Source organism: Methylobacter sp. (genome assembly GCF_036845245.1).
GTDB lineage: Bacteria > Pseudomonadota > Gammaproteobacteria > Methylococcales > Methylomonadaceae > Methylobacter_A.
Map to the genome: position 1 here is coordinate 20066 of NZ_DAIUEH010000007.1, position 22726 is coordinate 42791.

The 22726-nt window shown below is 47.2% G+C and carries 25 protein-coding genes; 9 read left to right on the forward strand and 16 right to left on the reverse strand.

The annotated features are described in order from the left end of the window. Window positions 1–106 precede the first annotated feature (106 nt). Together V7051_RS04770 and V7051_RS04775 are read left to right on the forward strand one after the other, a co-directional pair. A complete protein-coding gene (locus V7051_RS04770) occupies window positions 107–322 on the forward strand; it encodes a DUF2905 domain-containing protein (RefSeq protein WP_333873537.1) in 216 nt (71 codons plus the stop codon). A 111-nt stretch (window positions 323–433) separates the two neighbouring features. After that, window positions 434–823 carry a response regulator gene (locus V7051_RS04775; protein ID WP_333873538.1) on the forward strand — a complete coding sequence of 130 codons (390 nt, stop codon included), beginning with the start codon at window positions 434–436 and terminating at the stop codon, window positions 821–823. 68 nt (window positions 824–891) lie between these two features. Here the strand turns inward: V7051_RS04775 and V7051_RS04780 are convergent, their stop codons facing one another. Next, window positions 892–2226: a DEAD/DEAH box helicase gene (locus tag V7051_RS04780; protein WP_333873539.1), complete on the reverse strand. Its 1335-nt coding sequence runs from the start codon at window positions 2224–2226 to the stop codon at window positions 892–894. A 317-nt stretch (window positions 2227–2543) separates the two neighbouring features. Between V7051_RS04780 and V7051_RS04785 the strand changes: the two genes are divergently transcribed. Together V7051_RS04785 and V7051_RS04790 are read left to right on the forward strand one after the other, a co-directional pair. Continuing rightward, window positions 2544–3092 carry a rhomboid family intramembrane serine protease gene (locus tag V7051_RS04785; RefSeq protein ID WP_442919623.1) on the forward strand — a complete coding sequence of 183 codons (549 nt, stop codon included), beginning with the start codon at window positions 2544–2546 and terminating at the stop codon, window positions 3090–3092. Window positions 3093–3210: 118 nt separating this feature from the next. Next, a complete protein-coding gene (locus tag V7051_RS04790; RefSeq protein ID WP_333873541.1) occupies window positions 3211–3537 on the forward strand; it encodes a hypothetical protein in 327 nt (108 codons plus the stop codon). 82 nt (window positions 3538–3619) lie between these two features. Here the strand turns inward: V7051_RS04790 and V7051_RS04795 are convergent, their stop codons facing one another. Then, window positions 3620–4372: a ceramidase domain-containing protein gene (locus V7051_RS04795; RefSeq protein ID WP_333873542.1), complete on the reverse strand. Its 753-nt coding sequence runs from the start codon at window positions 4370–4372 to the stop codon at window positions 3620–3622. Between the two features lie 92 nt (window positions 4373–4464). Here V7051_RS04795 and V7051_RS04800 point away from each other — a divergent pair, with 92 nt between their 5' ends. From V7051_RS04800 to V7051_RS04810, 3 genes are all read left to right on the forward strand, one after another. Then, window positions 4465–5055 carry a LemA family protein gene (locus V7051_RS04800; RefSeq protein WP_333873543.1) on the forward strand — a complete coding sequence of 197 codons (591 nt, stop codon included), beginning with the start codon at window positions 4465–4467 and terminating at the stop codon, window positions 5053–5055. Window positions 5056–5074: 19 nt separating this feature from the next. Then, window positions 5075–7027: a M48 family metallopeptidase gene (locus V7051_RS04805; RefSeq protein WP_333873544.1), complete on the forward strand. Its 1953-nt coding sequence runs from the start codon at window positions 5075–5077 to the stop codon at window positions 7025–7027. Window positions 7028–7363: 336 nt separating this feature from the next. Continuing rightward, the gene (locus tag V7051_RS04810) at window positions 7364–7738 is read left to right on the forward strand and encodes a DUF2784 domain-containing protein (protein WP_333873545.1); all 375 of its coding nucleotides are present in this window, start codon (window positions 7364–7366) and stop codon (window positions 7736–7738) included. 66 nt (window positions 7739–7804) lie between these two features. Here the strand turns inward: V7051_RS04810 and V7051_RS04815 are convergent, their stop codons facing one another. After that, entirely contained in the window at window positions 7805–9349 is a 1545-nt protein-coding gene (locus tag V7051_RS04815; protein ID WP_333873546.1) for a cation:proton antiporter domain-containing protein, read from the reverse strand. A gap of 353 nt (window positions 9350–9702) precedes the next feature. Further along, window positions 9703–12432: a cation-transporting P-type ATPase gene (locus tag V7051_RS04820; protein WP_333873547.1), complete on the reverse strand. Its 2730-nt coding sequence runs from the start codon at window positions 12430–12432 to the stop codon at window positions 9703–9705. 1131 nt (window positions 12433–13563) lie between these two features. Here V7051_RS04820 and V7051_RS04825 point away from each other — a divergent pair. Next, window positions 13564–14184 carry a MarC family protein gene (locus V7051_RS04825; protein WP_333873548.1) on the forward strand — a complete coding sequence of 207 codons (621 nt, stop codon included), beginning with the start codon at window positions 13564–13566 and terminating at the stop codon, window positions 14182–14184. Between the two features lie 69 nt (window positions 14185–14253). Next, window positions 14254–14706, forward strand: a complete 453-nt coding sequence (locus V7051_RS04830; protein WP_333873549.1) for a CBS domain-containing protein — start codon at window positions 14254–14256, stop codon at window positions 14704–14706. Between the two features lie 150 nt (window positions 14707–14856). On the opposite strand, the gene V7051_RS04835 is transcribed toward V7051_RS04830, so the two are convergent. From V7051_RS04835 to atpD, 12 genes are all read right to left on the reverse strand, one after another. Continuing rightward, window positions 14857–15150: a hypothetical protein gene (locus V7051_RS04835; protein WP_333873550.1), complete on the reverse strand. Its 294-nt coding sequence runs from the start codon at window positions 15148–15150 to the stop codon at window positions 14857–14859. A 149-nt stretch (window positions 15151–15299) separates the two neighbouring features. Next, window positions 15300–16127 carry a F0F1 ATP synthase subunit gamma gene (locus tag V7051_RS04840; RefSeq protein ID WP_333873551.1) on the reverse strand — a complete coding sequence of 276 codons (828 nt, stop codon included), beginning with the start codon at window positions 16125–16127 and terminating at the stop codon, window positions 15300–15302. After that, entirely contained in the window at window positions 16124–17611 is a 1488-nt protein-coding gene (locus V7051_RS04845; protein ID WP_333873552.1) for a F0F1 ATP synthase subunit alpha, read from the reverse strand. The genes V7051_RS04840 and V7051_RS04845 overlap by 4 nt, the downstream gene beginning before the upstream one ends. After that, window positions 17598–18347 carry a F0F1 ATP synthase subunit delta gene (locus tag V7051_RS04850; RefSeq protein WP_333873553.1) on the reverse strand — a complete coding sequence of 250 codons (750 nt, stop codon included), beginning with the start codon at window positions 18345–18347 and terminating at the stop codon, window positions 17598–17600. Before V7051_RS04850 ends, V7051_RS04845 begins: the two co-directional genes overlap by 14 nt. 169 nt (window positions 18348–18516) lie before the next feature. Beyond that, a complete protein-coding gene (locus tag V7051_RS04855; protein ID WP_333873554.1) occupies window positions 18517–18888 on the reverse strand; it encodes a GxxExxY protein in 372 nt (123 codons plus the stop codon). Window positions 18889–18930: 42 nt separating this feature from the next. Next, entirely contained in the window at window positions 18931–19197 is a 267-nt protein-coding gene (gene atpE / locus V7051_RS04860) for an ATP synthase F0 subunit C (protein ID WP_333873555.1), read from the reverse strand. 3 nt (window positions 19198–19200) lie between these two features. Next, window positions 19201–19866 (reverse strand): F0F1 ATP synthase subunit A, encoded by a 666-nt coding sequence (locus V7051_RS04865; protein ID WP_333873653.1) that lies wholly within the window; start codon window positions 19864–19866, stop codon window positions 19201–19203. Window positions 19867–19870: 4 nt separating this feature from the next. After that, complete coding sequence (locus V7051_RS04870; RefSeq protein WP_333873556.1) at window positions 19871–20284, reverse strand: type II toxin-antitoxin system VapC family toxin; 414 nt, start codon at window positions 20282–20284, stop codon at window positions 19871–19873. Window position 20285: 1 nt separating this feature from the next. Further along, window positions 20286–20522: an antitoxin gene (locus V7051_RS04875; RefSeq protein WP_333873557.1), complete on the reverse strand. Its 237-nt coding sequence runs from the start codon at window positions 20520–20522 to the stop codon at window positions 20286–20288. Window positions 20523–20660: 138 nt separating this feature from the next. Beyond that, the gene (locus tag V7051_RS04880) at window positions 20661–20918 is read right to left on the reverse strand and encodes an AtpZ/AtpI family protein (protein ID WP_333873558.1); all 258 of its coding nucleotides are present in this window, start codon (window positions 20916–20918) and stop codon (window positions 20661–20663) included. Next, window positions 20915–21325, reverse strand: coding sequence for a F0F1 ATP synthase subunit epsilon (locus V7051_RS04885; protein WP_333873559.1), 411 nt, complete (start codon window positions 21323–21325; stop codon window positions 20915–20917). Before V7051_RS04885 ends, V7051_RS04880 begins: the two co-directional genes overlap by 4 nt. Then, window positions 21325–22698: a F0F1 ATP synthase subunit beta gene (gene atpD, locus V7051_RS04890; protein ID WP_442919624.1), complete on the reverse strand. Its 1374-nt coding sequence runs from the start codon at window positions 22696–22698 to the stop codon at window positions 21325–21327. Before atpD ends, V7051_RS04885 begins: the two co-directional genes overlap by 1 nt. Window positions 22699–22726 lie beyond the last annotated feature (28 nt).

A 22726-nucleotide genomic window follows, 5' to 3' on the forward strand; every position in this document is an offset into this window, starting at 1 on the left:
TTGCTGGTGACGGTGTAAATAAGGGCTGTTATTTTACCTTAACGGGGACTCTTCTTGTTAGTTGGACATTAATGATCTGGATGTGCATTAAAAGAGAGGTCTACAAATGGCGTTTGGGAAGTTATTAACGGCAATTGGCGTTATTTTGGTAGTTGTAGGGCTGATTACTAGTTATGCGCCTTGGTTGATTAGTTGGTTTGGCAGGCTGCCCGGTGATATACGCATTGAGGATGAGCAACGGTTTGTATTTATTCCGATTACCTCTATGTTTATTGTCAGTATTATTTTAACTCTAATTGTGAATCTTTTTTTTCGTAAATAGTGAATTACTTAACATTATTTTTACATTCTATTTGTCGGGCACCTCTAGTTCTTGTAAAATGTTGCAATTAAGTACTGCAGTGCTCATAATTAAGTGTAATTTGGAACAAGAATGGAAATATCACAAGAATTGCTACAGAAAAAAATTCTGATTGTAGATGATGCAGCTTCAATGCGGACACTAACCAAAGCTATTCTGCGAGAGGCCGGATTTACCCATGTTTTTGATGCACCGGGTGGCGAAGAAGCATTGCTAATGATGAGAAAGGTAAAAATCAATATTGTAGTATGTGACTGGAATATGCCGGGAATGAGCGGGCTTGATTTGTTTAGGACGGTCAAAGATGATGAGAAATTAGTCACACCACCTTGGATCATGCTGACGTCTTCATCTGAAGGAGACAAAGTAAAAGAAGCCATTATGGCAGGAATAACGTCCTATATTGTAAAGCCTTTTAAACCAGATAATTTGGTCAAACAGGTTGTAGGCAAGCTTTCTTAAATTAAGTTAGTCTAAAGTGTCCTAAAAAAGGCCCCATTCGCAACGGTAGATTGCGAATGGGGCCTTTTTTATGTCTGATCTACTTGTATGGCTGGCTTACTGGTAGGTGCACGCCTTTTGCCGACATTTTTTTTGTCCCGGTCACGTATTTTGACTTTTTCGACGGCAGCTTTTTTAGGTTCTATTTTCTTTTTGCCGCCTGTTGCCTTTCCTGAGGCTTTGGTTTTTTTAGGGCCCTTATATTTACCTTCCAGCTCTTTGATATTGCGGTGTTTGAATTTCTGCTTCAAAAAGCGCTCAATACCGGACATTAAATTCCATTCTGTGTGTTTTACCAGTGCAATCGTCAGGCCCAGTTCATCGATCCGGCCTGTACGGCCTATGCGATGGATATAATTGATACCGTTTCTTGGGACATCAAAATTGATAACCAGGTTGATGCCTTTGATATCCAGGCCGCGGGCGGCAAGATCGGTAGCAAGCATGATGTTGACTACACCTTCGCGGAATAATTCCATCATCCGGTTGCGGTCTTTTTGATCCATTTCTCCATGCAATACACCAACGCGAAGTTTTTTCCCTCGAAGAGGCCCGCGAAGAGCGTCAGCCTGAATTCTGCTGTTAGTAAAGATCAGCGCTTTGTCATAGGTTTCATTTTGCAGCAGCCAAGTCAGCAGTTTTAACTTATGATCATTGTCGTCGGCCAGCACAATTTGCTGCTCGATATTACGGTGTCCGTCATGCAGCGTATTTAAAGCAACGACTTCATGATTTTTTAGTACCTTGTCAGCCATTTTGATAACGCCGAAATGGGTCAAGGTGGCCGAAAACAATAGGGTTTGCCGTTGTGCGTTGCAGCTGTTGGCGATGGTCAGTACGTCTTCACTAAAGCCCATATCCAGCATGCGATCAGCTTCATCAAGTATTAACACTTCCAGATTACTGAAGTTCGGTATCTCTTGCTCCATCAGCTCCAATACTCTGCCTGGAGTTGCAATAACAATTTCCGTGTTTCTGCGGAGCATGTTTTGCTGCAGCCTAAAATCATCGCCGCCGGTAATCAGGCCTGTTTTCAGGTCGGTAAATTCGGTCAATTGTTGGCAGTGCTTAAAAATCTGCTGGGCCAGTTCTCGGGTTGGAGTCAGTATCAAGGCTCGTACCCCGGATTTTGCCGAAGGCAAGGTTAACAGGTGATGCAGTGTAGGCAGCAAGAATGCCGCAGTTTTTCCGCTGCCGGTTTCGGCGCTAACCAGTAAGTCCTTGTGCTCCAGAGCGAGGGGAATCGATTGCAATTGCACGGGTGTAGGCTGCTCAAAACCAAGTTTTTCAACTGCCGACAGCAATTGTTCATCAAGCAAAAGGCCTGAAAATGATGGAGTTTTGTCTATTGAATTAGGATGCATGAATCTTTAAGTGGGTTGCTAAAATGCAAGGGTGATAGGAATCAATCTTTATCTATATTATAGACGCTTTGCCGTCAGGATTATGATTAAATAACTATTCATTGCAAATCGGTTTTTTAGCTTTTAAGCTAAGTTAAAAGCAGGGATACTCTGCGTTACATAGATCAGGAAAAGCCATGATACCAATTAGAGATACAGCGCCCTGTTATTCAAAGCCTTTAGTTACATGGGGGATAATGGCGATTTGTATTATAGTTTTTGTGACGATGAAATTGATGCCCGATCAATTAAGCTATCGGCTTCTTAATCTTTACGGCATGGTGCCTATTCGCTATACCAATCCGTATTACGGCTTGCCTTTCGACGGATACTTATCTTTTCTGACCAGCCTGTTTCTGCACGGAAACTGGCTGCACCTTATCATGAACATGTGGTTTTTATGGATATTTGGCGATAATGTAGAAGACAGAATGGGAAGGTTACCCTTTTTGATTTTTTATTTGGTATGTGGCCTTCTAGCTACTTTTTTGCAATGGTTGTTCGATCCTAATCTTGCTATTCCGGTTGTTGGTGCATCAGGGGCTATAGCCGGCGTATTGGCGGCTTATTTTTTTCTATATCCGCTTGAACGTGTTGTGGTATGGGTTCCTATATTGTTCTTGCCTATAGTCATTCATGTTCCTGCGATTGCTTTTTTAGGTTTATGGGTTTTGATTCAATTACACAGTGCGACAACAGCAATGCTATTTGGAGGCGTTGCTGTCGATGTGGCCTGGTGGGCTCATTTAGGCGGCTTTATTGCCGGCTCTGCTTTATACCGGTTGTTTCTTCGTAAAGACCAAGCCGAAAAAAATGAATTATTTTGACAGTGTTAAGGTATAATTTGCCGCTTCAAAAAACGGTTTTATTGACAACATACTAGGGTCCGGAGTCATTTTCTGACTAAAAAGACTTCTTAAGTTCTATCGGGAAATTGAAAGTAATATGAAAAAAGTTAACGTTGCGTTGGTCAGGCTACTTCAGTTTGTAGTTTTTGTGGTGTCCGTATTTACGGTAATCGTCTATTTTGGTGCTATGGTTTTATTGCCTCTGGATGCCATTGTATTGTTGATAAAGCTGATGGGAGTTGTCGGCTTAAACGGTTTTATTGCAGCCTTTATCGCTATTCCGGCTGTTGGTTATTTAAGTTTAATGGTTTACAAAACACCAGGACTTTGCAAAATGGTGGTTGACGCAGGCGTTGACCTGATCAAGAGCAGTAAAATCAAAGTTGAAGCATTTAACGAAATTGCAGATGCGGTAAAAGCTTAATTTTTTCGGAAGATCGTATTCAAAACAAAAAAGGTGCGTCGGTTTCGACTCACCTTTTTTTATGTTTGCAACTTTTCGCAGGTTAACGCCGCTCCTGTAACGCCCAATAAAAAACCAACGCCCCGAACGCGGCGGTTAAATGTTTTAGCGAATGTCCGCTGAGTAAACCAATAATGCTGTAAAGCCGGGCATCGAACAATTCCATGAGTTTCGATATCGCATAAATTCCGATGACGCCCCAGAGATACTTGCGATTATCCCGCGTTGAGTTAAACAGCCACAGAATCAGCGGTATCAGCAAAATCGGTAAAAACTGTACCAGCACGTAAGCGCGCAAATCGCCGTGACCGTTCAGTTCCGTCACATACCAGTAAATCACTGAAGTAATACCCGATATCAGCAGCGGAACAAATAATTTCCAGGCCAGCTGAATCGAAATATATTCCCCGACAATAGCGCTGAACAGGGCCATAAAGGCAATCGTGATCGGCAGGCGATCCCAAAGCAGGGTTTGATTGTCAGGCTGGTAGTGGTAGTACGCAGAACCGAAGCCGGTTAAAAACACCCCGACAAAAAACGTCAAATACATAGCCTGTAATTCGGCCAAGCCTCCGCTGGCCTGGCGTAACACGACCAACCTGATTCCCATGATACCTATAATAACGAAAGGCAAGTTGGACAGGACATTGAAAAAATTAGCTATGGTGAAAATGCGGCGTTGGTCGGCGAAGTTATGATAAGCCGGATCTTGGGCAATGGGATCGAGGCTGAAAATAACGATAATTGCGGTAACAATTATAGCTAACAGAATGTTCAGACGGTTATCTGCGGGCATAAGCTATAAATAGGTTTTAATAACAAGGGACAGAGTGTAATGGCTCTTGTATGATTGGAATATAATTTTGTTATTTCGTTGGAGATATCATCATGCCTATAGTGTTCGCGTTAATTGGTTTTATCGTCGTTGTTATGCTGTTTTTTGTCGGTATTTACAACAGTCTGGTCAACTTGCGCAACGGCGTTAAAAACGCCTTTTCCCAGATAGATGTTCAATTGACCCGGCGGTACGACTTGATACCTAATCTGGTTGAAGCCGTCAAAGGGTATATGAAGCATGAGAGGGAGACGCTGGATGCGGTGATCAGCGCGCGGAATGCCGCGGTGACCGGGCTTAAGGCCGCCGGGGCAAACCCTTCCGATCCCGATGCGATCAGGCAGTTGGCAAGTGCCGAGGCTACGCTTCAGGGCAATTTGGGCAAAATGTTTGCGTTGGCCGAAGCCTATCCCGATCTCAAAGCCAATCAGAATATGATGCAGTTTCAGGAAGAGTTGGCATCTACCGAAAATAAAGTGGCTTTTGCCCGTCAGGCGTTTAATGATGCGGTCATGACTTACAACAACGGCCGGGAGAATTTCCCCAACAATATCCTGGCCGGCATGTTTAACTTTAATCCTGCCGAACACCTGGATATAGAAGCGCCGGAAAAACGTCAGGCACCCAAAGTTTCCTTTACTTGAAACCGCTTGGGTGCAGCAGATGAATTTCTTCCAAAGCCAGGATGATGCCCGACGCAAAGCCCGTTCGTTAATCCTGATGTTCATACTGGCCGTGATTGCAATCGTCGCGGCGGTCAATCTGGTGATAACAGCGCTGATCATTAATATGGGCGATGAAGCGGGAACTGCGACACTGCCTGATTTTAACTGGATCATGAATAACCTGTCGCTGGTAGGCGCCATTTCACTGTCCACTATCGGTTTTATCAGCCTGTCCAGCCTATACAAAATTGCATCATTAAGCTCGGGTGGCGGCAACGTCGCACGCAGCTTGGGCGGCGTGTTGATTACCGCAGAGAGCACAGATCCGCTACGCCGCCGTTTGTATAACGTCGTTGAAGAAATGGCGATTGCTTCAGGTATTCCAATGCCGGAAGTTTACGTCTTGGAACAAGAATCCGGCATTAACGCTTTTGCGGCAGGATTTACCACCGGCGATGCTGCAGTGACCGTTACTCGCGGTACGCTGGAAATGCTTTCCAGGGATGAATTGCAAGGCGTAATCGGCCACGAATTCAGTCATATCCTGAATGGCGATATGCGCTTAAGTACACGGCTGATGGGGCTTTTGTTCGGCATTCTGGTCATCGGCCTGATCGGTAGGGCAGTATTGAACAGCACCCGTTACGGTGCCATCCGTTCCGATAACTCCCGTCGTGACAATACAGCCGCTATTTATCTGGCCGGGTTAGGGCTGTTTTTGATCGGCTATATCGGCGTTTTTTTCGGTCAGCTGATCAAAGCGGCGGTATCCCGGCAACGTGAACTTCTGGCCGATGCGTCAGCGGTACAATTTACCCGTCAGACCCAAGGCATTGCAGGCGCATTAAAAAAAATAGCCGCGGCTCAGCAGGGTTCTGCACTACAAACAGTGGACAGCGAAGAAGTCAGCCACATGCTGTTTGCCACGGGTGCGTCATTCAGCTCCTTGCTGGCGACACATCCGCCTTTGATTCAGCGTATCAAAGCATTGGAACCGAATTTTGATGAGTCTGAAATAGACCGGCTTGCCGAGTTAATGCTTGGGCAAACGCAGACCGGTTCAGAAACTATTGAGGAAAATCCGGCAACAGCCGGTTTTGCGCCGCAACATTTTGCCGTAACTCCGGATACGGTGACCGAAACAGTAGGCCTGTCTGATGAAGGACATATACAGCTTGCGTCGACTCTGCGCCAGTCTATACCCGAAAATCTTTATCGCGCCGCTCATTCCAGCGCTGATGCTTTGCCGTTAGTCTTGGCGTTGTTGCTTGATGGAAGCGAAGCCGTGCGTCGAACGCAATTAGACCTTATCGCTGAACAATTGGGTGGAACGACCGTCATGGCCACCGAAACTTTGCAGTCGGAAATACAGAAACTGGATACAGCGTTTCGTCTGCCTTTATTGCAAATCGCTTTCCCGCTGATTAAAAACCGGCCGTTGGAGCAGCTTGAACGCATAGCCGATTTGGTGCAGCGACTGATCGAGGTCGATGGTATTGTCGATACGTTTGAGTTTGCTTTGAGCCGTGTTTTAAAAACGCATTTGAATGATGCCGCTCACCCGCAGAACCGGCATGGCAATGTTCGTTTGATACAATTGCCGGACGCTGTCGGAACTTTATTTTCCGTCGTGGCAAAACAAGGTCGGGCTGAGGCTGGCGCAGCTTATCAAAAAGGTATGGAATGTATCGGACGCTATGAGCAACGTATTAAAATGGGGCAATGGCCTGATTATGCGCCGCCTCAGGATTGGATATCCACCACGGATACTGCGTTGAAGCAACTGGATCGACTACAGATGCCGGACAAACAAGCCTTGGTTTCCGCACTGGTGTTAATAATATCCCATGATAGTAAAGTCAGTTCTGATGAAGCGGAGCTGCTGAGAGCGATATGCGCAACCCTGCATTGTCCTCTGCCGCCGTTTGTTTTCGATGTCAATAGCATATAGATTATTTTTGGTATATTCTCAATAAAGCTATACGGGTTGTCTAAAAGCTCAGTTAAATCGGCGCTTAGGCAAAATAATAAAAAATCAATTTAAGGTGGTAAACAAATATGTCAGCAATAATTTATATTCTAACGGTTATTTATGTAGTTTATGTCGTCTATACCGTAGTAACCGATCAGGAAAAAGACACATGATTGGCGTTGTTATCTTCTTTATAACTTTAAAGAATAATAGGTTGGAATTCGCAAATTCACCAACCTGTGGGCGGTAAACTTAATGGGTCTAATATGTGCCTCAAGCCATCTTTGCCCCTGATCAGGGAAATGGCGAAATTAAATGATCTACCGGTTTTTAGCCGACTCCGTTCTTATTCTCCATCTCCTGTTTATCGGTTTCGTCATTTTTGGTGGACTGCTTGCGCTTCGCAATCCCAGGATTGTGCTGGCTCATATACCAGCGGCCTGCTGGGGGGTATTCATTGAATTGACTGGAGGGCTGTGTCCGCTTACGGTGATAGAAGTCGGGCTTCGTCGAATTGCCGATGATACCGGCTATTCGGGCAGCTTTATTGAGCATTATCTCTTGCCTGTCATTTATCCTGCGGGGCTCACGAGAAATATTCAATTTTGGCTAACGGGTTTGGTAATGCTTATCAACATTGGGATATATGGCCAGCTTGTTTATCGATTGCAGGCTTCCCGATCAAAATAGTCGGAGAAGCAAGTAACAATACGTAAGGCAGGTGTGGATTCCCTGATTTTTTTTCAGACTTGATTGTTACAAATCCATGTTACTTGTTGATTCCAGCAGATGCTCGGCCAATTGTTTACCTGCCTCGATCAAGGGATGAATGACAAAAGTAGCTCCCAATCGATAAAGCTCACTTTCCTCATCGTCATGAAAACAAATGGTACCGATGCTGCCAGCGAATTGGAGGTTTTTCAGTTGCTTGATCGACGATGACCTTGCTTCGAATTCCGGCATGGTAAGGATAATCCCTTTGATTTTTTCCAAGGGTAGTGTTTCCCATAGCGCAGAGTCTTCGGCATCACCGTAAATCACCCTCCTCCCGTCGGCAAGCAAGTTTTTTAGATTGATAGGGTCGGCATCCAGCCCCAGCACACGCATCTCCTGCTGCTTAAAAGCGAGATATGCCGACATACCGGTGCGTCCCATTCCCACTACCAGCCATTCCGCTCCCCCGATGCTGCTGGGTAGCTTGTCCAGATGCTCGCCCTTCCTTTCAAAACGAACTAATCCCGGTTCCAGAAAGGAAAATATACGATGCGAAAATCGATTTAAGGGTGCAGCAATAGCCAAGGAAAGCGCCACCGCCAGACCGATGGTCGATTTCCATGCGGCTGGAAGCAGATGGGCTTCGACGACGACACTCGATGTGATCAATGCAAATTCGCTGTAGGTCATCAATGCCAGTGCGGAAACAAAAGCCGTGCGTGCGCGTAACCCGACCAGCAGAAATAACGCAAAGAAAAGTATGCCTTGCAACGGTAGTAGAGATAGTAGCTCAAACACCTGCATAATTTCGTCATGACCGGGCAAATCGGCCAAGCCGATTTGAAGAAAAAATGCGGCTAAAAAAGTTTCTTTTAACCCCCATAGTTTTTTAGAAAGATCGTCTATGTCGGGGTGTCCGGCCAGCATAACTCCCATTAGCAATGCGCCAATATCGCTGGAAATACCGACCTTTTGCGCCAATACGCCGCCTGCCAATGCCAGTACTATGCCCAATAACAATTTCAATTCAGCGTCGCGGCTGGCGTTAAGTAACCGATATGCAAAAGGGCGAAGCAAAGGCAACAGCAACAGACAAAGCGCCCAAGGCGATGGTTGTTTGTTATTGGCGACAGCCAGCAGGCCGATGGCAAAAATATCTTGTAAAATTAATATGCTTAGTACGTCCCGGCCGTATAAGGTGGAAAGCTCGCCGCTATCTTCCAACACCTTAATCGCGAGAATTGTACTGGAAAAAGCTAAGCTCACGCCTATCACCAAGCCACCGGTCACCTGCCCGTTAAAGCCAAAGTAGACCAGCGCGGAAACCAAAGTAACGACAAGCAAGTGCAAGGTGCCGACGCTAAGTACTTCGCGTCGTAACAGCGAAGAAAGCTTCAATTTTAGGCCGACCGTAAATAATAACAACTCAATCCCGATATCCGCTAAATGACTGAGTGTTTCGTTGGGTTCAATGCCGGAAAAATTTAAAAGATACCCTGCCAGCAGGTAGCCTACCAAAGGGGGGAAATGCAATCGGCTGGTCACCAGTCCTGCCAGATAAGCGGCTCCAACCCAAATTAACTCCATGATTAAATCCTGTTTTTATAGTCCAATTGACAGCTATGATAGCGTATATTCCGTTTAAAATCAGTATGTCCTAGCAAATGAGCAATGTAAGTCGGAAGAGGAGTGCGGCGCAAATGCCTCATAATAGGTCATCTGAGCTTAGAGGGGGCGGGATATTTGATTTGGTAAAATGCTTTGATGTTGGTTTGAATTTATTCACATCATGCGGATAAAGATTGAAAGTCAGCAGGAAGCTTTTTACATTCGGATAGCGTCGGACGATGTATGAGGACATCGAAAAAATCGTTTCCGGCTAGCGGCAACGCTTGAGCAAGAGCCGATTCTTTGAATATCAATTCCCGTAGCGTTTTTTGTTAATGGGCGGTTTTTCTCCATAAGCGGAATAGGTAAAGCGTTACTTTTTCCAGTTCGGCGAAGAGAAAAATCGTCATGCCGACCAATAGCACTTTAAGCCATTCATCATAGGATAAATCGGTAGAATTGAATAAGGCCTGCAAGGGTGACGCATGGGTATAGGCAAGCTGCAACACGGCACAGGCTGCGATAGCGATTAAAGCGTAACGGTTACCGAATAGTCCTTCCAGTGACAGGACCGATTTATAGATATAACGGCTGTTGATCAGATAAAACATTTCCGCTCCTACTATCGCGCTAACCGCCATGGTGCGCGCTGTTTCCAGGCTTGAACCCCGATCTATTTCCCACAGAAATAATCCCAGTGATCCGGCCATCATCAGTATGGAAACCATCAGCACCCGCCAGGCAAAAAACCAGGATAACAATGGTTCACGCGGATCACGCGGCTGCCGTCGCATAACATCGAATTCAGGGGATTCAAAGGCAAGTGCCAAGCCCAGAGTACTGGAGGTCACCATATTGATCCACAAGATTTGTGCCGGGGTCATCGGTAGTGTCAATTGAAATAGGATGGCGGCGATTACCACCAGTGCCTCGCCGCCATTGGTCGGCAACGTAAACAGTATAAATTTACGGATGTTGTCGTAAATGCCTCGGCCTTCGCGGACGGCATTGCCTATAGTGGCAAAATTATCGTCGGCCAACACCATATCGGAAGCTTCCTTTGCCGCTTCCGTCCCTTTCAGTCCCATAGCGACACCGACATCGGCACGTTTTAGCGCAGGCGCATCATTGACGCCATCACCGGTCATGGCGACGATTTGCCCGGTGTTTTGCAATGCTTGTACCAGACGCAGCTTGTGTTCGGGGCTTGCCCGTGCAAACACATCGACATCGAGAACGACTTCCTGTAATTGATCGTCATCCATCGCTTCGATTTCTGCGCCAGTGAGAGCATGTTTATGTAGGCCGATACCGAGACTGGCGCCAATAGCGCGCGCAGTTTCGACATGGTCGCCAGTAATCATTTTGACTTTAATACCGGCCGCGTTGCATACGGCCACCGCCATAATTACTTCATCGCGAGGCGGATCGATGATGCCAACCAGCGCCAGCAGGGTAAATCCGCTGTTCAGGTCTGAAAAATTCACCTCATGCTGCGTACTGTCAACGACTTTTACCGCAACGGCCAACAGCCGCAAACCGCTGGATGCCGCTTCTTTGGCTTTGCTCTCCCAATCGTTTGGAGAGTGGTGAGGCGTTTCATTGATATCGGATGGAATATGACACATGGCCCGGATGCGCTCTGGGGCGCCTTTGACGTAAATAATGCTTTTATCTTCTGTTTGATGGTGCAAAGTTGCCATTAGCCGGTGTTCCGATTCAAAAGGAATCGCGTCAGTAAGCGGCATCACGCTTCGTTCCAGCTCAGCATCAAGACCAAGTTTAGCGGCAAAGGCAAGCAACGCGCCTTCGGTCGGGTCGCCTATTACCTGCCAGGTTCCATCGCTATGCTTGCGTAATTGTGCATCATTACACAATACCAGTGCACGGGCGATGTCGCTCAGTTCTGGATATTCGTTGAGCGCAACCTGAACTCCGCCAAGATCGACTTTGCCTTCGGGTGCATAGCCGACACCGCTGACGCCGAATACGTGGGTTGCGGTGATAATCCGTTGTACGGTCATTTCATTGCGGGTGAGCGTGCCTGTTTTATCGGAACAAATGACTGTCACTGAGCCCAGTGTTTCCACCGCCGGCAGTTGCCGGATGATCGCATTGCGTTTTGCCATTCGTCGTACGCCGAGAGCAAGTGTGATGGTCATAATGGCAGGTAATCCCTCCGGTATGGCTGAGGCGGCTAAAGCTACAACCATCATGAACATTTCTTTCGGGGCATGGTGATGCCAGAGTACGCCGGTCGCATAAGTAGCCCCCGACAGCAGTACAATCACTAAGGCCAGCCAGTGGCCGAATTTGGTGATCTGACGTATTAACGGGGTAGTGCCCGTCTGCACTTGCGCTAACATCGCACTGATACGCCCCAGCTCGGTGTGAATGCCGGTTTCGACAACGATAGCGGTGGCTTGCCCTGAAACGACAAGTGTTCCGGAATAGAGCATGCAGAGTCGATCGCCCAGCGGCGCATCGGGCGATACCGGCTCCAGGGTTTTCTCAACAGCTTGCGATTCACCGGTCAAAATAGCTTCATTGACACGCAGGCCTTTGCTTGTCAGCAGCCGCAAATCGGCAGGCACTTTGTCACCGGAAACAAGCATGACAAGGTCGCCAGGCACCAGCTTTTCGGCTTCAATTTCGATACGACTGCCATTACGGATGACGGTAGAATGCAATGACAACATGCTGCGTATTGCATCCAGAGCTTGTTCGGCCTTGCCTTCTTGCACAAAACCAATGACAGCATTGATAAAAATCGCCGCCAGCAATACGCCGGTATCGACCCAGTCTCCCAGCATCCCTGTGATACCTGCCGCAATCAGCATCACATAAATCAAAACATTATGAAATTGCAGCAGAAAACGTACCCATGCTGAACGCCCGCGTGGGCGCGGAAGCCGGTTATTGCCGAATTTTTTCAGGCGGTTTTCTACTTCTTGAGAGGATAAACCGTCATTGCGATCTATTTGCAGTTGTTCGATAGTGTTGTCGACGTTAAAACTATGCCAATTGACAGTCTGTCGATTACGAGTTTTCTGTTCGTTCATTTGAGCCTCCTCAATATTGAATAGAATTAACTGCGTAGGCAAAGACGGTCATTGATGGCAAGATAGGGTATCTCGCAGAAACCATCGGTACTCAATATTGATCATACGCAACGCATGCTCATTCTGCAATCAGGAGTTGACCGTAGGCTGTACCCGGTTACGGTGATAGAAGCTGGATTTCTCCGAATTACCGGCGATGCCGGTTACTCGGGTAGTTTTATTGAACATTGCCTTCCGCCTATCATTTATCCCGCCGAACTCACTAGAGACATTTAATTTTGGCTGATGGTTTTTTCGTTTTGTCATGCTGATCAATGCTGTGATTGATAGCAGGCTCGGTTATCGATTGCGGCATTTCCGATCACATATAGTCGAAAAAGCAATAGCAATGTGCAAGGCCAGCTAGTTTCCGGTGCTGTTTTCTGACGTCACAGTTCCAAAGCTATCTTACAGGGAGTGAATCTAACAACTGTTCGATCAACGGATGAATGACAAAAGTGGCTCCCAATCGATACAGTTCGCTTTCCTCATCCGCCTACCACTCAGCTACCGGTATTCTGCCCATTAAACCCAAACAAAGTAAACCAGCGCAGAAACTAAGGTGACGACGCCAGGCACGTCGCGCGTCGTAACGGCGAGCATATTTTTAATTTTAACCTGGCCGTAACAATAATAATTCAATACCGATTTGCTAAATGACTGAGTGTTTCGTTGGCCTCAACACCGGCAAGGTTTAAAACATAATCCGCCATCAGCTAGCTTATCAAAGGGAGCAAATATAATCGCCCGGTTATTAAGCCTGCCAGATAAACGGCACCAACCCAAATTAATTCCATAACTAATCCTGTTTCTATAAGTCCAATTGACAGTTATGATAGCGCGGGTTCCGTTTAAAATCAGGATGTCCTAGCAAATAGTCTGGGTGAAGTGTAATGTAATTCGGAGAAGGAAATACGGTAAGAATGCCCCGGATACCGCGCAGTGTTTTATCTGGGGCCGGGTACTTGGTTTCGACGTGTTAAAGATACTCCCGGATGCGAGTTTATTCGCATCGTGCGCACAAAGTTTGTAAGTAATCAGGAGAGTTTTTACACTTGAAAAGTTGAAGTTGAGGCGACAAAGGAGGGGCATGTGCTTAATAAGATAATCCATGACGCGTTGATGATTTGGGTAACCATCGAACCGATTGGGAGTGTTGTGCTTTTTGCGGCGCTGACTTCCAGGCTCTCGCCAACAGAGCGTAGAAAAACGGCAACAAAGGCGATTGCTTATTCGGCTATCATCTTGTTTAGTGCAATTCTTATCGGGCAAATTATTCTCACTGCCATGGATATACGACTTATTTCGTTGCAAATTGCCGGCGGTATCATTTTGTTTCTTTTTGGCCTCCAGATGATTTTCGGTCGAACGTCAACCGCTTTCGGTCAGTCTGAGGACGGGCATGATATTGCAGTATTTCCGCTGGCTATACCTTCCATTGTGGGGCCGGAAGCGATTATGGTCGTGATTTTGCTGACTGATAATTACCTCTATTCCGTTAAGACACAGGCGATAACTGCCGGTGTAATGCTCGTCGTTCTGGCAGTTACTTACGTCTTAATGCTGCTCGCGGAACGTCTTCTAAGTATTATTGGCGGGAACGGAGCAGCGATACTGGAGCGTATCATGGGAATCATCCTCGCTACACTGTCAGTCGATTTAATCATAGATGCGTTTGCCAGCATTGCTCAATGGACTATTCCTAAGCTATGACTGTATGCGGGTTAGAGGGGGCAAGTCTAAACCGAAATTCTATTTTAATTTTGGGTGGAGGATATAACTGTGTCTATTGGTGAATTTTGCAATCGTAAAGTAGTGTTCGCGACCAGAGAAATGAGTTTGCCGGAAGCGGCTAAACTGATGCGCGAATACCATGTAGGCGATCTTGTGATTGTCGATGAGGTTGAGGGTAAACGGGTGCCGGTAGGCATCATTACGGATCGCGATATGGTCATCGGTATTATTGCTCACTCCCTGGACATTAATGAATTTAGCGTGGGAGACGTCATGGGGCCGCAACTTGTCAGCGTACAGGAACATGAAGGCGTGTTTGAAACCATTCGTTTGATGCGTTCCCATGGAATCCGCCGTATTCCTGTAGTTAATCAGGATCGGGGGCTGGTAGGTATTGTGTCGGCAGACGATATTCTTGATCTTCTGGCCGAGGAGATGAATGAATTAGCCAAGGTTGCTCCGCGCGAACAGGAGCGTGAAGCCAAAACGAGAGTTTATTAATATAACAAGCTAATTATCGTTGTTACTGCGATAACGGTACGGCAACGATGACATTGCGGCTTAAAAAAAGACCTTCACCGTTTCAAACGATGAAGGTCAACCCCTTGTAAATATCCATATCTAATTTGTATCAACTACGTAGTTGCATGTTCAGTTTTCGATATTTTTGGCATTAGCCCTAAAACCATAAATTGAATACACAATGATGATGATTAAATACACGCTGAGAGCAGTTATAAATTCACTGGGTTTCTCGTTTGAAGCTTGAGGAATCGTATGGCTGTTAACGATATGAGTGGCTAAAAGAATGTCTGGTGAATTTCCCTGACTCAGTTCTATTTTGTCCTGAGCAATAATCTTCGGTTCTTCCTGAACTTCAACGGCGAAAACATTAAACGACAATGTTAATGCGGCAAGGTAAGGTAATATTTTTTTTATATTCATTGTTGTACCCTCGATAAAAAAGGTTGATCGAAAAAGATAGCGATACGATACTATTATCAGTTTATTTCACGATCAAGACAACTTTTTTTATGAACGCATAGAGGATGGTTTTGATGATTATTGCCTGCTGATACTGCGATTAACACATCCTATAAATTCTCTGCATTTAACAATATGACTTCAATCTCTTCGGTAATTTCTTCCTGGCGATAAATCTGGGACTTTCTTTGCAGCCTTACGGTTTCATCATCCAGGTGCTTTACCGCGCCTTCCAGATGTTGCAGGCGGCTATTGTTTTCGGCCATCAGCGAGAGATAAAAAATTTCATGCAGTACGGCAAATAAATAATGCTCGATCAGGTCTGTAAAAAACTCGCCGGGCTCCAGGTTGAGCACCGGCGGGTTGTGATAATGAACGCTTCTTTCATCCGGCGGCTGGGTAAAAGGAGGAAACACTTGCCGCTGGCGGATTTGGCTGGACGCGTTATCGTGATAAACAACGGTTAGTTGTAATGCGGGGTTGGATTTGCCGTGTAATGCGCTGATAGTATTAATCAGGCGGTTGATGATCGTAGGTACTTCTTCGGCGACATTCGCACCGTCGAGTGTTGCGACGATTTCGGCGGTCATGTTCTCCAGCCGGTTACAAAGCCGGCTGCCGATTGCAATAACGCCGGAATAAGCTTTAGTTGCGACGGCATTAATCAGGCTTTCGTTAAAATCGCCGCAAAAGCCGCGTTCCGAGCCCAGCAAAATACAAATATGCGGGGCATCGTGGTCTGCTGTGGCCAGGCCGGGATAAAAGTCCAGAAAATCCAGTGCCGCGCGTTCGATATTGGCCACGGCCTGGCCCTGCATGGTTTTAAAACGCAGCAATTTATGGATTTCGATGAAAGCCAGGTTTTTCATCGAATTTAAAATGCTGCGTATCTCTTTTAACTGGGTGATATGCAGTTGCAGTTCGCGGCTTAAGCTCATGACGGTTTTGCGGGGCTGATGTTAAGCCATTCGCCGACAGCCAGCTGCCATTGTTCAGGGCTGCTTTCCAATGTCAGCGCCGTGGTTTCAATGCCTTGTTCAATGTTAGCCAGCATCTGTGGAATGTCTTCAGGAACTGCCTGGTTAAACATTCCGGAATTAAACGCAATCAGCCAGGCCAGCTGGAAAAGGTTGCCGTGCGGAGCCAGCCGGTCCTGTTTCAATATTTCCCGCAGCAGGCGTCCGCGTTTGATACGCGCTTCCATCGACGCTTCCAGGCGTTGGCCGAAACGGGTGAAAGCTTCCAGCTCCAGAAATTGCAGGTAATCCAGTTTCATTTGCCCGGCCTGGTCACGGATGCTCATATCCTGCGCTTTGCCGCCTATTCGCGATACCGAGCGGGTAATATCAATGGCCGGGCGAAATCCCGATACGAACAGATCGTTATCCAGGTAGATTTGGCCGTCGGTGATAGAAATCAGGTTGGTCGGAATGTAAGCGGCAATTTCTCCCTGTTTGGTTTCGATGATTGGCAACGCGGTCATGCTGCCGCCGCCGTTTTCTGCATTCAGGCAGGTTGAGCGCTCCAATAGACGCGAATGGACAAAGAAAATATCGCCCGGATAGGCTTCGCGCCCCGGCGGCCTTCTCAGCAATAAAGACAGTTCCCGGTAAGTTCTGGCATGGGTGGACAAGTCATCGTAAATGATCAGGGTATCGCGGCCTTGCGCCATCCAGTATTCGGCCAGCGCACAACCGGCAAACGGTGCGATATATTGCAAGCCGGGCAGGGCGCTGGCTTCGGCGACCACGCATACGGTGTAGTCCAGCGCGCCGTGATTTTTCAGGGTTTCTATCGTGTTGACCACCGCAGAGCGTTTCTGGCCGATCAGCACGTAAATGCACAGCACATTTTTGTCTTTTTGATTAATCACCGTGTCAATGGCGATTGATGTCCTGCCCAGGCCTTCATCGCCGACGATCAATTGCCGCTGTCCTTTGCCGATAGGAATCAGTGTGTCGATAATTTTTATACCGGTATACAGCGGTTTGTGGACAAAATCACGGGCGATAATCGCGGGCGAGCCTTTCTCCATGCTTTCGCGCCCGGCATGGGATGGCGGCGCTTGTGCGTCCAGCGGTGTTCCCAACGGGTCGATAACCCGGCCCAAAAATTCGTTACCGACCGGTATGCTGAGCGCATGCCGGGAAAGATAAACCGTGGTGCCCGCAGTCAGGGCTTCGGTTTCATACAATAAAATGGCGCCGATGCGGTCGCGGTTAAGGTCGAATACCATGCCCCGGCTGCCGTCGGCAAAAACCAGGATGTCTTCGATGGCCGCCGACGGCAAGCCTTTGATCCAGCTGATGCCGTCGCCGATCGAAACCACGGTGCCTTGTTCGGTAATACGTAGCCCCGGCCGGTAATTAGTCAGCCACTCGGCTTGCTTGTCCAATAAGCTGGTAGTTTCAATCAGGCTCATAGTCAATCTCGGTAAAACTAATCAGTTCATGTTGCAGGTTGGCGTTTAACACCCACGCGCCGATGTCCATACGCAGACCGGCGATCAGCGCTTGATCCTGATGATATTGGAAATTGATCTGGCTGTTGATTAATAATCCCAGTTTTTGTTCCAGTTGTTGGCGCATTTCAACGGATAAAGGGTAAGCGCTGGTAATTTTAACGGGCACCGATTTTTTAGTTCCGAGCGTGGTCAAGTATAGTTTGCAGGCTTCCGGCAAGGCCGTCAGCTTGTCGATCAGCAGGGCAAATAAGCGGGCTTCCAGTTCGGGGCCGGCGGATTGTTGCAACAGCATGCCGGCAAATTTGGCGCCGTTCTGCAAGGCCTGTTTTTCGGCTTGTTGCTGTAACTCCCGCTGCTGTTTCGACAATAACACTGCTGCTTTTTGCCGCTCTAGTTCCAGGTCGGCATTCAGCTTGTCCAGAGACGCTCTTCTTTCGGCTTCAAGCTGGCGGTGCAATGCATTGACAGCCGCCTGTTTTTCCTGCTCCCACAATTTTTGCCGGTTTTCATAAAGATTGCATTGCTGTTCCGCTTGTAGCTTCAGGTTCTTCGCTTCACTAAGCGATTGGTCGATAAACTGTTTACGCTTGGCAATCACTGCTAGCAAAGGCTTGTAAAAAAGCCGCTGCAAAATCCAGATCAGGATCAGGAAATTGATGATTTCAAGAACAAAGGTGGATAGGTTGAATTCCATATGCTTTATTGCCGGTTTAGATGTTTGGTAAAAATTATTCACCACGAAGACACGAAGAGCACGAAGTTTTAGAAAACGTTTAATACCTTTTATATGATTTCATTCATATACTGAAAGCTTTGATCAATTTTCATAATTTCATGTCTTCGTGGTGAATTCTTTTAAAGCTTTAGAGAACAAAACGTTTAATACCATTTTTCAAGAGTATCTCATTAAAATTAATCAGCAGTCCTACGCTTAATCCGGTCAATTTCATGTAGGTGAGTATTTGTGCTTCATGAATTTTTTGTAATTTATCGACACTTTTTAATTCGACAATTAGCTTATTTTCCACCACAAGATCAAGCCTGTAGCCACAATCTAGCTCGACGCCCTTATAGTTAACAGGTAATTGTTGTTGTACTGTATAAGAGAGTCCAACGAGATGAAGCTCATGCTCTAAACATTTTTCATAGGTGGACTCCAACAAGCCAGCTCCCAAAACTTGATGGACTTCAATCGCACAACCAATGACTTGTCTTGATAAATTATCAAATTCCATATCTTCGTGCTCTTCGTGACTTCGTGGTGAATTCTTATCCAATTATTTAAGAACATATTCAAGCAGCGGATTCCGAAACAGCACAATCAAAATAATAACCAGACAGTAAATAGCCAGCGATTCGATCATCGCCAAGCCGATAAACAGGGTGCGCATAATCGATTGTTCCGATTCAGGTTGCCGTGATAAGGCTTCCAATGCGCTGCCGATAGCTTTGCCCATAGCCAAGGCAGGACCTATTACGCCTAATGCGATGCCGATGATAGCGGCTACGCTGGAGCCAAGGACGATCAAGGCAATGTCGGACATAAGTTACTCCTGTGAATTAAGTTGTTGGGATTGTATGGCACCGGCCACATAAATCAACGCCAGCATACCGAATATATAAGCCTGTACCAGCGCTTCAATGATATGCAGCATTAAAATCGGAATCGGCGCGAGGAATCCTGCCACCAGCAATATCAGCACGGCCGCCATTTCCAGGCTCATCATGTTGCCGAATAAACGGATAGCCAGCGCCAGGGTACGGGTAAATTCGCTGATAATGTGAAAAGGCAGCAAAATCGGGCTGGGGCTCAGGTAATGATGCAAGTAATTTTTCAAGCCCAGGGTTTTTATGCCAAACCAATGCACCGAGAAGAACACCAGTATTGCCAGTGCCGAAGTCACTGAAAGATCACGGGTCGGCGAATGTAAGCCCGGTATTAAACCGACCAGATTGGCAACGATCAGGAACAGCCAGAGCGTCGCGATAAAAGGCATGATTTGCCGTCCGTGTTCCGGTGCGACGGCGCTAATGGCTTCGTCTATAGTTGCAACTATGCCTTCGACTGTGGTCTGCAACTTACCCGGCAGCATGTCCAGATAGCGGGTTGAAAGCCAGGCTATTAGTGTAATCATCAACATGATGGCCCAAGTGGTGATGATTGATGTGCTTATTAGCACCGGACCGAGAGCAAAAGTAAATTCGTTTTCCATGTGTTCAGGCATTCAGCCAGTTTTCAACAATTAATTGATCGACCCGCGAAAATTCGCGTTCATTGGCTGTGACCACGGTTAAACCGAGCGATAAAGCATGCGCAGCAATCAATAAATCATTGTGTCCGATAGGCAGGCCGCGTTGCTCAAGGTCGGTACGGATTTTGGCATACACTTCGTCAACGGTATTCTCCAAAGGCAATACCGGCAAACTGTTCAATATTTGCTCTACATTTGAAGACAGTTTGGGAGATTGCTTTTTTGCGGCTCCATAACGCAGTTCGCAAGCGACTATTATACTGGTGCAACAAAATTGATCCCGCTCAGACCTCAACATGTTTTCTGCTAACGAGCCGCGTGGATTTTTTATCAGTTCGGAAACAATATTGGTGTCAAGCAAATAACGAAAATCCGCCATGTCAGAAAATATCTTCAGGCTTGACGAGGGGGTCGGTAATTTCCGGAAAATCCTCGTCCAGAGCTGGTAATATCGCCAACAGCTCCCTCAAGCTTTTCGGTTTGACCGGTTCAATAATCAGTCTGTCGCCTTCCTTGCGGATAATCGCTTCCGATCCTTCCAACTCAAATTCGCGTGGGATCCGTATCGCCTGATTACGGCCGTTCCTGAATAAACTGACATGACGTTCGTTGTGCATGATGACTCCGATTTAATGGCATATACCAAAGCATATGTTTGTATTCAAAACCTGTCAAGCGAGATAGTTAATCGTAATTCTTGTCGTTTGAGCGACAGTCCTAACTCGACTGAGAAGCTTGAACATAGAGGGCTGAGTTCACTCCCTAATCAAAAAATACACATTAAAAATCCCAACCACTAAGCCGGTCAACAGCAAACAGAGCGTCCAGTGCACAGAATAACCTTCCACTTTGTCGTCCAGCCAGTGGCCTAAATAAACGCCACCGATAATGGGTAATATCATGACCAAGCCCAGCATGCCGATGGACGGCAGGGCAGGGCGTTCATGTCCCGCCTTTCTGATGCGTTTGACCTGACGCTCAACCTTGTTTTTGAGCTGCTGTCTATCGTTCATGATTGCCAACCGGTTTTGCGTTTAAGCGCCAGCATGCGTTTTAGCATGGCCTGTTCCATTTTGTGCAGGCTCTCTTTTGCAGCATGCAGATTTTCTTCTTCGGCGATCAATTGCTGTTCCAACAAAGTGCTGACTCGTTCAAGGTCGGTGTCGATCAAAAAATGCCGGGTACTGATCGTCAACTCGTTATGGTTGAAATAAACAACCGCTCCCGGCAGAGCGACATATTGCCAATCTTCGGTCTCCCGGCGAAAACGCGCTAGACCGAAGACCAGCGTGGTCATAAAACGCGCATGGTTGGCTTGAATACCGAAGCTGCCCGAAGCGTCCTCACCGATAAACGAGGTGACGCCTTCGATACGTTGTTCGTGGCTTGCATCGAACAGGTTAAGTGTGAATTGTTGCATTACCTATCCTGCATTGAGCCGCGCATATAGCATTGCTGTTCGGATAGCTCATCATATTGTCCGGCCAGAAAAGCTTCGCAATCGGTCAAGGTTTGTTCCAGCGGTACTGAAATGCCGGTTTGCTTGGTATGTTCGGCCAATACCGAAAACGGTTGGGTCAAATAGCGCTGCAATTTGCGGGCGCGCATCACGACTTTCCGGTCAACCTCGCCTAATTCCTCAATGCCCAGCATCGCGATAATATCCTCCAGTTCATGATAACGCGCCAGATGTTCGCGCACACCTTTGGCAACCGTATAATGGCGTTCGCCCAAGGTATGTTTGTCCATCAGCTTGCTGCTGGAGCGCAATGGATCGACGGCCGGATAAATGCCTTTGCTGGCCTGGTCCCTGGACAAAATAACCGTGGTGTCCAGATGGCTGAGTATCGCGCTGACCGCCGGATCGGTCATATCGTCGGCAGGTACGTAAACCGCCTGTACCGAAGTGATTGCGCCCTGCCGGGTGGACAGGATACGGTCCTGCAACTCGGCGACTTCCGTGGTTAATGTCGGCTGATAACCCACCGTCGCGGGCATGCGACCCAACAGGCTGGAGATTTCGCTACCGGCCTGGACAAAGCGGAACACATTATCGACCACAAACAGCACTTCTTTATGCAGCGTGTCGCGCAGGTATTCGGCATAAGTCAGGGCTGAAAGGGCGACCCGAAAACGCACGCCGGGCGATTCATCCATTTGTCCGAACACCAGCAATGTGTCGTCCATAACGCCCGCCTGTTGCATTTCCCGCCATAATTCATGGGCTTCACGGATACGCTCGCCAACGCCGCCAAATACCGACACGCCTTTGTGGATAGCGGAAACGGCGTGGATGAATTCCATGACCAGCACAGTCTTTCCGACGCCCGCGCCGCCGAATAACCCGGTTTTGCCGCCTTTAACAAAAGGACATAGCAAATCGATGACTTTAATCCCGGTTTCCAGAATGCCGCTGATGCCGATGGCTTCGGATAACGGCAGCGGTTTGGCGTGAATATTACGGAATTCGGTTTTAGGCAACGGCGGCTGTCCGTCCAGCGGTTCACCGAATATATTCAGTAACCGTCCCAAACATTGTTCCGATACAGGCACATGCAGTGGCGCGCCGGTATCGTATACGCTCATGCCCCGGCTTAAGCCTGCCGTGCCGTGCAAAGTGATGGCCCGGATATGCCGTTCATCGAGATGTTGATGCACCTCGAAAAGATACGTGTTGTGATCGAAACAGGTATACAAAGCCTGACGCAACGGCGGCAACTGGCTGCAGTCGATAATCACCACCGGGCCATGCACTTCAACGATGGTTCCGATGACTTGGCGAGATTCCTGCAAATTGTCCAAAAGCGGCTACTCCAAAAGT